The following is a 13777-nucleotide window of genomic DNA, read 5'->3' on the forward strand; positions in this document are numbered from 1 at the left end:
AAATTCATTTCCGTGATCTGCATGTACCAGTTTGCGGACAGAGAGCAGTTTCAAACATACCCGGGCAAAGAAATGGCAAACTGATTCAGCGGAATCAGCCATTAACAAAACTGGAGAGGAGATTACAATGAGGAAAAAGCAGGTTTTATGGAAAAAGTTACTAAGCGGTTTTTTGGCTGTTACGATGGTTCTCGGCAGCGTGGCGCCAATGCAGGCAAATGCAGAAGAGTCTGGAACACAGGAAGAGGCGAAGAAGACATTACTTTATTTTGTTGATGCAGGTGATCATGATGTGACTACGGTATCAGATGGGGATGAGTTCGGAGCATGGAATACAGTTACGGATCAGGTCTTTGGAGAAGATCCCGGCACAGGCAGAATGTGGGGGATAGATGATCCCGCAGGAGAAGTTTCAGAAGAGACATATCCGGTCACGGGTGTCTATACGAAACTTACATGGGCAAATGAGCAGCTGGCACAAGATGGTGTTTCTAAGGAACTCAGTTTCCGTTACGGAAGAAACCAAAATGAAAATGGAATCAAAGAGCTTTACGTAGATTATAAATTTGAACTTCAGGCAGGCAAGACCTATGATGTGGAAGTTGGAGTAGGCAATAACTGGGGGAATTCCAGCCCGGTAGAAGTCTACGCAAACAGAGGGGAAGAATCAGAGCAGCATATCGGAAGCAGCGGTAACATTCCCAAGAGTGGCAATGCCGTAGTGAAAGGTGAAGCAACGGCAGATGAAAATGGCTATCTGAGTGTGGATGTGCGTAAATCAGATGAAGTAAAAGGGAAGACAATTAATGTTAACTGGATTCGGATCTACACCAGTGAGCCAATTCAGGATGCGGATCTGGAACTTCAGTTAAAGTTTGACGGGAACGTTTCGGATACATCCGGAAAAGATCTTCCGATAGCATTGACCGGATCTGAAAATTACATAGAAGGAATGAATGGAAATGCACTGCAGTTAGATGGGAAAACTTATCTGAATCTGGGGAACAGCGCGTCCCTGCAGCCGTCTATGCTGACTGCGGCATTCTGGGTAAAAGCTCCTGAAGCACTGGGCAAGGGCGAGCATATTATTATGTGGGCAAAGCCCAACGGTAATTACGCAGGAGAAGGATGGTATCTGTCCAGCCTGAGCGATACAGTACCGCTGAAGTTGTCTGTTGGAACTTCGGTAGGTGGTGGACAGCCTATGGAGATATCGGTAGAGGATGACAGGGATCAATTTTTCCCGGTGGATGAGTGGGTATATGTCACAGTGACTTATGACAGTGAGACAGGAGCAGCCTGTATTTACCGCAATGGGATTCCACAGGAACTGACATATAATAACAAAGGAAATAAAATTAACGGAAATGATTCAGATTATAAATATCTGGGATTTAATTCTCCAAAATACAACGGTGGATTTGCAAAACTGGCATTTGATGATTTTGAAATCTACAGCCACTGTGCCGATTCAGAAGAAGTTTCTGCATTGTACCACCGCTACGGGGGAATTTATACCGATGAAGAAATCGTGGATAAAGATCTGGCATTGTTAAATCCGTTTGTAAATACGGATACGCTGGTTCATGATGTAACGCTTCCGGATGCCGGAAGAAATGGAAGTGCCATAACCTGGAACAGCAGCAGGGAAGAAGTCATTTCCAACCAGGGACAGGTGGTTCGCCCGAATCCCGGAGAAGAAGATGCCCAGGTAATCCTGACAGCTTCTGTCACATATGGGGATGTGACGAAAACAAAGGAATTTACGCTGAATGTTCCGGCGCTGACAGAAAACCAGTTGTATGTAAGCTATGATATGACGGTACAGGACGGTATGCTGGTAGACAAACAGGGCAGATGCAATGCACCCCTGGCCGGAATGAATGAAAGCAATGTAACAACAGATGAAGATGGGGAAAAGAAGCTTAAGTTTACGGGAAATAAAAACCAGTATGTTAAGATTCCTTCCGGCATTATCGAAGATGGAGATGAAAGTATTACTATTGAAATGAAATTCAATACGTCACAGATGGACTTTGCCTGGGTTTTTAATCTGGGAACAAAAGATGTGAATAATTACGTCTTTTTGAATCCGATCAGAGCCGGCGGAGAGGTTGCCTTTACCTTAAAAGCAAATGGCAAAAGCGAGCAGTCCGTGAATATCGGCGGTGCAATAAAACCAGGCGAAGATACAACGGCTGCCATGGTATTCAGCGAAGACCAGACTGCGAAACTTTATCTCAACGGTAAGCTTGCGGGAACTACAAAACACGGATATAACCTGACAGATATTTTAAAAAATGGTGTAAAAAATCCTGAGGATGCTATTGGATATATGGGATTGTCACTCTATGGAAACGATCCGGGATACATCGGAACAATTTCTTATTTTGATGTCTATAATTATGCCATGAGCGATCAGGAGGTTTGGCAGAATTATGCGGATAAAAATCTGGATATGACAGATGAGGACCGGATTGCCGAAGACCAGAAGGCATTAAAGTTAAAAGAAGGAGAACTTACAAAAGAATTCCTGGAATTGCCGAAGATGGGACTGAACGGAAGCAGTATACAGTGGGAAAGCAGTAATACCAATGTGATTTCCACAGATGGTACGGTGAACAGGCCTCAGGCAGGAGAAAAGGACGCAGAGGTAATCTTAAAGGCAACCCTGACACTTGGAAATCTTACGAAAGATAAATCGTTCCGTTTTCTTGTTCTGGCAGAAACGGACATCACCGGAATTGAAGAATTTCCATTGGAAGCTGTAGATGTAACAAATGATTACTATGACCAGGTTACCGACAAAGATATTGCTTTTTTAAAGGAATTTGATGCGGACAGGCTGCTGTCCAGATTCCGGGAGACGGCAGGATTAAGTACGCAGAATAAACAGACTTACATCGGATGGGAAGACAGCTATATCGGCGGGCATACCCTGGGACATTACCTGACAGCATGTGCACAGGCATATCTGACAGCGGACAGCGAAGAAGACAGAACCTGGATGAAAGACCGTCTTGCTTACTTAATTCAGGAACTGGAGAAATGCCAGAATGCTATAGGAACAGGTTTCATATTTGGTGCGCAGATTGAAGACCGCAGCAATATTGAAAAACAGTTTGATATTATGGAAGGAAAAACAGGCGGTGCAAACTGGGTACCATGGTATACCATGCATAAAATACTTGCAGGACTGGTAGACGTTTATAAATTCACCGGAGATGAAAAGGCCCTGAAGACGGCATCATCCCTTGGAGACTGGATTTACAACAGAACCAGCAAGTGGGATGCAGCCACGCAGCGCCGGGTGCTGAACATTGAATACGGAGGCATGAATGACTGTCTCTATGAACTTTACAAATGTACCGGTAAGGAAGAGCATGCCAAAGCTGCTCATATGTTTGATGAAGACACCTTATTTGAAAATGTACTTGCCGGAACACCAAATATATTAAATGGAAAACATGCCAATACTACCATACCCAAATTCCTGGGAGCATTAAACCGCTACCGCGCGCTGGATGGGAAAACAATCAATGGAGAAAAACAGGATGCTTCCAGTTACCTGCAATACGCAGAAGCATTCTGGGATATGGTAATTGAGCGACATACCTATATTACAGGAGGCAACAGTGAGTGGGAACACTTCGGCGCAGACAATATCCTGGATGCGGAGCGGACCCAGTGTAACTGTGAGACCTGCAATACTTACAACATGCTTAAAATGACCAGGGAATTATTCAAGATAACAGGAAATAAAAAATACTCCGATTATTACGAGAACACTTTCCTGAATGCCATTATGTCCTCCATAAATCCGGAAACGGGGATGACTACCTATTTCCAGCCAATGGCAGCCGGATATTTCAAGGTATATGCAGATACCAATATCAATAATAACCAGTTCTGGTGCTGTACAGGAAGCGGAATGGAGAATTTTACAAAGCTTGGGGACAGTATTTATTTTTATAAAGATCATACCCTTTTTGTTAATCAGTATCTGAGTTCTGAATTAACCTGGGATGAGAAGAATGTAAAACTGACTCAGAAAACGGCTATCCCTGAGACAGATACCTCAGAATTTACCATATCCTTATTAAACGGAGCTGATAAGGCTGATTTGAACTTACGCCTTTCTGTTCCCTCATGGGTTGCGGGAACGCCTGTTGTAAAAGTGAATGGAGTAGATCAGAAAGCAGAAACTGCCGGAGGTTATCTCTGCATTGACCGTACATGGAAAGACGGCGACACAGTAAGTGTACAGCTTCCAATGGAGGTCAGGGCATTTACACTGCCGGATGATGAAAGAGCATTCGCATTTAAATATGGTCCGGTGGTATTAAGTGCAGAACTTGGCACAGATGATAAAATGGATCTGACCACCTGCGGAGTAGCAGTTTCTATTCCAAAGACAAAAGTAGTCGGTTCAGAATCAGCCAGCCCCAAAGACGGAAAAAGAGCAGTTCTGGGAACAGAGACCATAGATATTGAAAAATATACGGTAGATGAATTTATGGAAAATATAAATCAATATCTGGTTAAGACAGTGGGAGAAGACGGAAAGCTGTCGTTTAAACTAGAAGGAACGGATCACGATCTGACCTTCTCTACCCATTATCTCCAGCACACACAGCGGTATGGAATCTACTGGTATTTTACAGGTGCAGACAGCAGTGCGGAGGATCAGCAGGCGGCTATATTAAAACAAAAAGAAGAAGGCCGTGCAAACCAGGCAAAAATAGATGTTATTAAGGCTGGTTACGGACAGTACGAAAACGACAATATACACCAATTGGATGATAACAATGGAGCAGGTTCTGTTGGGGGAAGTGATAATGCGTTAAATGGTATGACAACACGTTATGCAGTACCGGGTGGATTCTTCACGTACCGGATGATTGTCAACAAAGAAAAGACCAACTACATTTTATGCCAGTTAGCAAAGATTGATAATGGAAAAACATTAAAGATTACAGCCGGGGATCTGGTCATTTACAATGAAAAACTAAATTATTCCGGAAAAGATGCTGTCTATGAAATGAAGATAGAAATCCCGGAAGATGCAGTGAAAAAAGCACAGTCTATTACGGTAGATGATACTGCAACGGGCACCCGGAAGACTTATGATGTAGTGCCGCTGAAGTTTGAAGGATCGGCAAATGAGGCTTCAGCCCGGTTAGTAGAAGAGATGTATATTGCAACCAGTTACAGCCAGAATGCATATCTGGTTTCCCTGACTCCCAATGTGGGAACTGTGGAAATGAAGGAAGACAGCTGTGTGATTACTGTACCAGAAGAGACACAGGAGGTTGGATTTACTGCTAAACTGGCTGATACCTATGGACTGCTCTATATAAATGACATCCTTGTCAATGATTCTGCACTTCAGAAAATCACACTGGAGGGAGACAAAACAGAAGCTGCGCTGCGGGTATATGCAGAGGATCATGTGACCTTAAAAGATTATACAGTTATAATTGAAAGAAAAAATGTGGAAGAGGCAGTGCTGGTGAGTCAGATTCTGCCCGGATGGAGCCAGAAAACCATGATCACAGGTGAAAGTACCCTGATCGATGTGAAAGTGCTTCCGGAAAATGCAGCCAATAAGAGTCTGAAGTATCAGTCGGATAATGAAAAAGTTGCAGCGGTAAGCGGAAATAAAATAACAGCGGCTGCACCAGGCAATGCCATCATAACTGTTTCGGCAGAAGATGGTTCCGGTGTGAAAGTATCCTTATCCGTGATCGTAAAAGCTCCGGCAATTAAGCCAGTTCCGGTTAAGGGTATTGCGTTGAATCCAACATCGAAAACAGTAACAGTGGGAGAAAGCTTTGCACTTCAGGCATTGATTTCACCGGAAAATGCAAGCAATAAAAAAGTAACATACAGTTCTTCCAATACAAAATCAGTGGCCGTCAATGGAAATAGTATCCTGGCAAAAGAGCCCGGAAAATCCGTAATCACTGTGATGGCACAGGATGGATCAGGAGTGAAAGCATCCATGACGGTTACCGTTAAGCTTGCAGCACCGGGAAAAGTAAAAGCAGTTCAGTCAGGTGCGGAAAAAGTAAAAGTAAGCTGGAGTAAATCGTCAAAAGCAGTAAAATACAATTTATACCGCTCCACAAAAGCAAAAAGCGGTTACCGAAAAATCAAGACGGTTACTTCCTCCTCTTATACGGACCGCAAAGTAACTGCCGGAAAGACTTATTATTATAAAGTACAGGCGGTGGCATCCGAGGGTGCTTACAGCAGTGCTAACAGTGCAGCCGTGAAAGCATCTCTTCTAAAAGTACCATCCATAAAAGTGAAGTCCGCAAAAAAGGGCAGAGCAAATATCAGCTGGAAGAAAATAAGCGGGGCATCCGGATACGAGGTTTATATGTCTCAGTATAAATCCAAAGGATTCAAGAAAAAAGCGGCAGTTAAGAAACAAAAAGTGGTATCTGCTTCTGTAAAAGGATTAAAGAGTGGTAAGAAATACTATGTAAAAATCAGGGCTTACCGGACCATTAATGGAAAGAAAGTCTATGGAGCATATTCTAAAATCAAAAGTATAACCATTAAATAGGAAATGAAAAAAGGATTTTAATCCCGTATTAGATTCGGGGTTAAAATCCTTTTGCTGAACAGCGTTTTTTATAACGATAAAAAATCCCACCTTATTAATAAGAAATCCCGTTTCTTTTTCCATTTATTTTTGGCATTACTATTATATAGAAGAATAATTAAAAAAAGTATGAATAGGGAGTGGCAAATATGATCAAGGTATTTTTAGTAGAAGATGAAATTGTAATTCGAAACGGTATCAAAAAAGGTATCCAATGGGAACAGGAAGGGCTTTCTTTTGTAGGGGAAGCATCGGATGGTGAATTGGCTTATCCGATGATCATAAAAAACAAACCGGATATTCTGATCACAGATATTAAGATGCCCTTTATGGACGGATTTGAATTGAGTAAGGCAGTTCTTCGTGATCTGCCGGATACAAAAGTCATCATATTAAGCGGATACGGTGAATTTGGCTACGCCCAGGAAGCGATTAAAATGGGGGTACAGGAATATCTGCTGAAGCCAATATCCTCAAAGCGGCTGCTTGTAGCAATAAAAGAGGTAGCTGAAATTATTGAAAAAGAGCGGGAGGAACGTATGCTGCTGGAAAAGTATTCAAAAGAGATGGAGGAAAATGTAAGAAGAAATATACAGTGTTTCTTCACCATGCTTGTAACAGAACAGGTGCCAATGTCTGCAGCGCTGGAACAGGGGCGTCAGCTGGGCATGGAGCTGAGTGCGGAAAAATATAATATGATTCTGTTCAAAATACGGAAAAAGGAGCATGAGGCAGAATATTCCGAGGGAGTAGTGGAGGTTTCGGAAAAAATCCAGAGATATGTAGAAACCCAAAGCCATGTATTTGTATATGAGAGAGGTGCGGAGGGGCTGGCCTTTCTGATAAAGGGTGACAGCAGTGAGGAATTAAATGAAAAGATTTCTGAGTTCTGTCATTATCTGGTGGAACTGATCAGTGGATATGAAAATCTGGAATACTATGCAGGGGTGGGGAAGATGGTATCAAGGCTTCGGGAACTGAGAATTTCTTATAATGAAGCGGACAAGATATTTTCAAGCCGCTTTGTGGAAAACTGGAACAGGGTAGTATATGAGGACAGTTATATACCCGGGGCGGTTGCAGATATTGATCTGTTTAATATATATTCTGTGGAGGACTCCAGAAAAATGATCCGACAGTTTTTGCGAAATGGGACACTGGATGAGGTGCAGAGTTTTATAAAGGGGTATTTTGGAAATACCAGTCAGGACAACCTGAAATCCTTAATGATGCGTCAGTATATCTGCATGGATATCTATTTCAGTGCAATCGCATTTGGGGAAGAAATTCAGCTGAGCAAAGAAGAACTGGTAGAAAATTGCGGCGAGATCAAAGGATTGAGCGAACATATTGTGGGATTAGATACTACAAAGCAGTATATACGGGAACTTTTGGAAAATGTACTTCTGCTGAGGGATAACGCATCCGGGCGTAAATATTCGGATATTCTGCTAAAGGCAAAGTCTTATATTACAGAAAATTACATGCAGGAGGATATGTCACTGAACAGACTGGCATCTCATGTGAATATGAGCCCCAGCTATTTCAGCTCGGTATTCAGCCAGGAGTCAGGAATGACATTTGTAGAATACCTGACAGAAGTGCGCATGGATAAGGCAAAGGAGCTGCTGATGTGCTCTAACCAGAAGACTTCCGAAATCGGATATCAGGTCGGTTATAAGGATTCCCATTACTTTAATTACATATTTAAAAAGACTCAAAAATGTTCGCCGAAGGAATACCGGTTGAGAGGAAAAAAAGTACCGGAAATAAATTTACTTCAAAAAATTTCGAACATTTAAAAAAAATTTCTTACAAAAACCAAAGGAAGATCAGATAATACGAAAAATACATTACAAAACACAAAAGTCCGTCCGTATAAAATTTTTTCAAAATAGACTATGATAAAGATGGTTAAAGAAATCAACTTTTACATAATCTAAGGAGGATTTATTAATGAAAAGAAAAGTAATCAGCGTTTTACTCTGTACAGCAATGGTAGCTTCCATGGCAGCAGGATGCGGAAGCAGTGCTAAAGAAACAGAAGCGGCAGCAACAGCAGCAGCGACAGATGCAGTTACAGATGCAGCAGCAACAACAGAAGCAGCAACGACAGAAGCAGCAGCAACAACAGAAGCAGCAGATACTACAGACGGAGGAAGCGACGAGGGCGGTAATGTTACAGTTGGTTTTTCACAGGTTGGTGCAGAATCTGACTGGCGTACAGCAAACTCAGAATCAATGAAATCAACATTCAGCAAAGATAACGGTTATGAACTGATCTTTGATGATGCACAGCAAAAACAGGAAAATCAGATTACGGCAATCCGTAACTTTATCCAGCAGGAAGTAGATTATATTGTACTGGCACCGGTAACCGAAACAGGATGGGACACAGTACTTCAGGAAGCAAAAGATGCAGCAATTCCGGTAATCATTGTTGACCGTATGGTAGATGTATCCGATGACAGCCTGTATACAGCATGGGTAGGTTCTAACTTTGAATTAGAAGGTAAAAAAGCTTCCGCATGGTTAAAAGCATATGCAGATGCTAAAGGCATGAAAGAAATTAATATCGTAGATATCCAGGGAACAATCGGAGCTTCCGCACAGATCGGACGTACAAAAGGACTTGCTGATGCAGTAGAAGCAAACGGATGGAACCTTCTGGCAGCTCAGACTGGTGAATTTACACAGGCAAAAGGACAGGAAGTTATGGAGTCCATGCTGAAACAGTACGACAACATCAATGTAGTATATTGTGAAAATGATAATGAAGCATTTGGAGCAATTGATGCAATTGAAGCAGCTGGTAAGACAGTAGGCGTTGACGGAGATATTCTGGTAATGTCCTTTGACTCAACAAATGCTGGTCTGACAGATACTTTATCCGGCAAAATCGTGTGCAACACAGAATGTAACCCATTACACGGACCACGTGTTGAAGAAATCATTCAGAAACTGGAAGCAGGAGAAAATGTAGAGAAAGAACAGTATGTAGATGAAGAAATTTTTGCAAATCCAAGCGAAGTAACATCTATTAATGTTGACGGAACCGATTATCCGGTTACTGTTATGACCCAGGAAGTGCTTGATAGCCGTGCATACTAAAAAATTTAAATTGCGGATTCATGACCGGTACTGCATAGGATAAGTTCTGGTGCGGCACTAGGATCTTGAACAGGGCGTGGCAGAATAATTCGGAATACGGATAAGCTGCTGCGCCTTATTTACGCGAGCAACGAGCCAATCGGATGCGCTTGCGGATCCATTTGGCGACTGCCGCGAGGGTTAAAAACCCTGTCGCTTGCGGCGGGGTTTTTGATTTATGTAAAACAGTAATAGGAAAGCAGGTGTAGAGGAAGAATGAAGCAGAATGAAGTTTTGACTATGCGTGGCATCTATAAGACTTTTCCCGGCGTAAAAGCATTGCAGAATGTTGATTTTACATTGAGAACCGGTGAAATCCATGCACTGATGGGTGAGAACGGTGCCGGAAAATCAACCTTGATTAAAGTATTGACAGGTGTATACGAATTTGATGAGGGAGAGGTAAAGATGGAAGGCAAGCCAGTCAAAAACCACTCTCCCCAGGATGCACAGAATAACGGGATCAGCACGGTATACCAGGAAGTAAACCTCTGTCCCAATTTATCCGTAGCGGAAAATCTTTTCATTGGAAGGGAACCCAGGAAAATGGGGCTTATCGATTGGAACAAGATGAACCAGATGTCAGGTAAACTGCTGGAGAGTCTGGACATCCAGGTAGCGCCATCACAGAAACTGGAAGAGTGTTCCATTGCAATACAGCAGATGATCGCAATTGCCCGTGCAGTAGACATGAAATGCCGTGTGCTGATACTGGATGAACCCACATCTTCGCTGGATGATGATGAGGTTGAAAAGCTGTTTATCCTAATGAGAAAGCTAAGAGGAGAAGGAGTCGGCATCGTCTTCGTAACACATTTTCTGGAGCAGGTTTACGCGGTATGTGACCGCATTACCGTTTTACGAAATGGGGAACTGGTAGGAGAATATGAGGTCAAAGAGCTTCCCAGGGTTATGCTGGTAGCAAAGATGATGGGTAAAGATTTTGATGATCTGGCTGATATCAAAGGAGACCGGGAGCAGTCAAAAGCAAAAGCAGGCGTACCGGTAATCAGTACCGAAAAGCTGGGCCATACGGGAACAATCAAGCCGTTTGACATTGATATACATAAAGGTGAAGTAATCGGACTGACAGGCCTGCTGGGCTCAGGAAGATCGGAACTTGTAAGGGCAATCTATGGTGCGGATAAAGCAGATTCCGGAAAACTTATGGTAAATGGAAAAGAAGTCAAAATCCATGCTCCGATAGATGCAATGAAGCTTGGAATGGCATATCTGCCGGAGGATCGTAAGAAGGAAGGAATCATTGCGGATTTATCGGTACGTGAAAATATAATTATTGCTCTTCAGGCAAAACGCGGCATGTTCAAACCAATGAGCCGTAAAGAGATGGAAGAAGCGGCAGATAAATACATTGACATGCTCCAGGTTAAGACTGCAAGCCGTGAAACTCCGATCAAGAGTCTCTCCGGAGGAAACCAGCAGAAGGTAATTATCGGCAGATGGCTTCTGACCAACCCGGAATTCCTGATTCTGGATGAACCTACAAGAGGTATTGATATCGGAACGAAGACAGAGATTCAGAAATTGGTACTGAAACTTGCAGATGAAGGAATGGCGGTAACATTTATTTCTTCAGAAGTAGAAGAAATGATCCGTACCTGTTCCCGCATGGGCGTACTTAGAGATGGTAAGAAAGTAGGCGAGATCAGCGGGGATGAAATGACACAGGAAGGTATTATGAAAGCAATTGCAGGAGGTGAGGAATAACATGAAACAGAAAATAGACTTTAGAAAAGTTACCAGGATGCGTCTGTTCATGCCGATTGTATGTCTGCTGGTTGTATTACTGGTTAATGTGATTACAACCCCCAGCTTCTTCAAAATTTCTCTTAACAACGGTGTACTGTACGGATATATTATTGATGTTATCAATCGTGCGTCAGAGCTGGTAATTCTGGCAGTCGGCATGACTTTAGTTACCGCAGCCAGCGGAGGTCAGGATATCAGCGTTGGCGCCACCATGGCAGTGGCAGGAGCTGTCTGCTGTCAGATTCTGTCCGGCGGCGAAGTTTCCACCAATACTTTTCAGAATCCTTTGATTATTGCAATACTGGCAGCATTAATTGTAGCCATGATCTGTGGATCCTTTAATGGTTTTCTGGTTGCACATCTGAATATACAGCCTATGGTTGCAACATTGATATTGTATACAGCAGGCAGAGGTATTGCGCAGCTGATTACCCAGGGACAGATAACTTATGTCCGCGTGGAATCTTACAAGGTATTAGGGGGATATATCGGCAAGTGCCCAATTCCAACACCTATATTCATTGCAATTATTGTAATCATCATAATCAACCTTGTTTTAAAGAAAACAGCGTTAGGCTTATATATTGAGTGCGTAGGTATTAATGGAGCTGCTTCCCGTCTGGTGGGGCTCAATTCTAAAATGATTAAGTTTCTTGCTTATGTGCTGTGTGGTCTGCTTGCAGGAATTGCCGGAATTGCTGCATCCAGCCGAATTTATTCTGCTGATGCAAATAATATTGGTTTAAATCTGGAAATGGATGCTATTCTTGCTGTTGCTCTTGGCGGTAATATCTTGAGCGGCGGAAAGTTCAGTCTGATGGGATCCGTAATTGGTGCTTATACCATTCAGGCTCTGACTACAACACTTTATGCAATGAATGTATCTGCTGACCAGCTGCCGGTTTACAAAGCCGTTGTAGTTGTTATCATTGTTACACTGCAGAGTGAGGTATTTAAAAAATTCTTCAAAAATCTTACTGCTAAAAAGGACGCAAAAAAATTAGCTGCACAAGGAGGGAATCAGTAATGAAAAGTTTAAATAATAAGAAAAAACTGAATGGAAACAGTTTCCTCCTTATGATTACGATACTGTTGTTCGTGATCATGTATGCCGCTGGTATGATTATCTTTAATGATAAAGGATTTGCGAAACCGCAGATGTTTCTGAACCTGTTTATTTCAAATGCAGGGCTTCTGGTAATTGCAATGGGTCAGACTATTGTAATGATCACAGGAGGAATTGATATTTCCGTAGGTTCTGTGACAGCGCTGGTGTGTATGGTGGCTGCCAATCAGATGGAGAATAATGGCGCAAGTGCTTATACTGCTGTATTGCTTGCACTGGTGATAGGCCTGGCATATGGCGTGATTCAGGGATTTTTAATCTCTTTTCTGGACATTCAGCCATTTATCGTCACGCTGGCTGGTATGTTTTTTGGACGCGGTCTGACAGCTATAGTCAGTACAGATATGATTTCTATTAAAAATGAAGTGTTTTTAAATTGGGCAAATTATAAAATAAACATGCCTTTTGGTACTGTGAGTAAGAAAGGCGTCTTCCAGGCGGCGTACATATACCCCACGGTGGTCATAGCCCTGATCATTCTCATTGTTGTAATTATTATTATGAAATATACAAAGTTTGGACGTAAGTTATATGCAATCGGAGGTAATCAGCAAAGCGCCCTAATGATGGGTATCAATGTTCGTAAGACCAAACTGTGTGCATATATATTGAATGGACTTTTGGCTGGCATTGGAGGATTTCTCTTCTGCCTCAACAGCTGCGCAGGATTTGTGGAGCAGGCAAAAGGGCTGGAAATGGATGCCATCTCATCTGCCGTAATCGGAGGTACTCTGCTGAGCGGAGGTGTTGGAACACCATTTGGAACACTGTTCGGCGTATTAATCAAAGGTTCCATATCCAGCTTGATCACAACCCAGGGAACACTGTCCAGCTGGTGGGTAAGAATCGTATTATCTGCATTACTTTGCTTCTTTATAGTTTTACAATCTATATTTGCAAGAATGAAATTGAAAAAATAATGAGGGTATTGCTGGGTAGGCAGCATTAAAAATGAAAACATAAATAAAAGCAGGGCTGTCAATAAAAGCATAAATATGGCTTTTCAAGACGGCCCTTTTTATAATTAATATTGTATAAAGATACAAAGATCATGTGAACACTATTGCTTTTGATGGTTATTATTACGATAATATACTATGCTGTACCGTGAGTCATAT

Annotated in this window: 6 protein-coding genes; all 6 read left to right on the plus strand. The window is 42.3% G+C overall.

The window, feature by feature from the left end:
- The first annotated feature begins 127 nt into the window (after positions 1-127).
- The 6 genes from CD03_RS36470 to CD03_RS0124525 all read left to right on the plus strand — a co-directional run bounded on the left by CD03_RS36470 (position 128) and on the right by CD03_RS0124525 (position 13579).
- Positions 128-6574 carry a beta-L-arabinofuranosidase domain-containing protein gene (locus tag CD03_RS36470; RefSeq protein ID WP_052377958.1) on the plus strand — a complete coding sequence of 2149 codons (6447 nt, stop codon included), beginning with the start codon at positions 128-130 and terminating at the stop codon, positions 6572-6574.
- A 188-nt stretch (positions 6575-6762) separates the two neighbouring features.
- The gene (locus CD03_RS34700) at positions 6763-8415 is read left to right on the plus strand and encodes a response regulator (protein ID WP_044289634.1); all 1653 of its coding nucleotides are present in this window, start codon (positions 6763-6765) and stop codon (positions 8413-8415) included.
- A gap of 154 nt (positions 8416-8569) precedes the next feature.
- Positions 8570-9724 carry an ABC transporter substrate-binding protein gene (locus tag CD03_RS0124510; protein WP_027295871.1) on the plus strand — a complete coding sequence of 385 codons (1155 nt, stop codon included), beginning with the start codon at positions 8570-8572 and terminating at the stop codon, positions 9722-9724.
- A gap of 255 nt (positions 9725-9979) precedes the next feature.
- The gene (locus tag CD03_RS0124515) at positions 9980-11491 is read left to right on the plus strand and encodes a sugar ABC transporter ATP-binding protein (RefSeq protein ID WP_027295872.1); all 1512 of its coding nucleotides are present in this window, start codon (positions 9980-9982) and stop codon (positions 11489-11491) included.
- Between the two features lies 1 nt (position 11492).
- Complete coding sequence (locus CD03_RS0124520; protein ID WP_027295873.1) at positions 11493-12560, plus strand: ABC transporter permease; 1068 nt, start codon at positions 11493-11495, stop codon at positions 12558-12560.
- Positions 12560-13579 (plus strand): ABC transporter permease subunit, encoded by a 1020-nt coding sequence (locus CD03_RS0124525; RefSeq protein WP_027295874.1) that lies wholly within the window; start codon positions 12560-12562, stop codon positions 13577-13579. The genes CD03_RS0124520 and CD03_RS0124525 overlap by 1 nt, the downstream gene beginning before the upstream one ends.
- Positions 13580-13777 lie beyond the last annotated feature (198 nt).

Source organism: Robinsoniella sp. KNHs210, from assembly GCF_000686105.1.
GTDB lineage: Bacteria > Bacillota > Clostridia > Lachnospirales > Lachnospiraceae > Robinsoniella > Robinsoniella peoriensis.

What these genes read in the sequence shown, in the direction of transcription:
- CD03_RS36470 (WP_052377958.1), top strand. Translation starts at nt 128, where the DNA reads ATGAGGAAAAAGCAGGTTTTATGGAAAAAGTTACTAAGCGGTTTTTTG.
- CD03_RS34700 (WP_044289634.1), top strand. Translation starts at nt 6,763, where the DNA reads ATGATCAAGGTATTTTTAGTAGAAGATGAAATTGTAATTCGAAACGGT.
- CD03_RS0124510 (WP_027295871.1), top strand. Translation starts at nt 8,570, where the DNA reads ATGAAAAGAAAAGTAATCAGCGTTTTACTCTGTACAGCAATGGTAGCT.
- CD03_RS0124515 (WP_027295872.1), top strand. Translation starts at nt 9,980, where the DNA reads ATGAAGCAGAATGAAGTTTTGACTATGCGTGGCATCTATAAGACTTTT.
- CD03_RS0124520 (WP_027295873.1), top strand. Translation starts at nt 11,493, where the DNA reads ATGAAACAGAAAATAGACTTTAGAAAAGTTACCAGGATGCGTCTGTTC.
- CD03_RS0124525 (WP_027295874.1), top strand. Translation starts at nt 12,560, where the DNA reads ATGAAAAGTTTAAATAATAAGAAAAAACTGAATGGAAACAGTTTCCTC.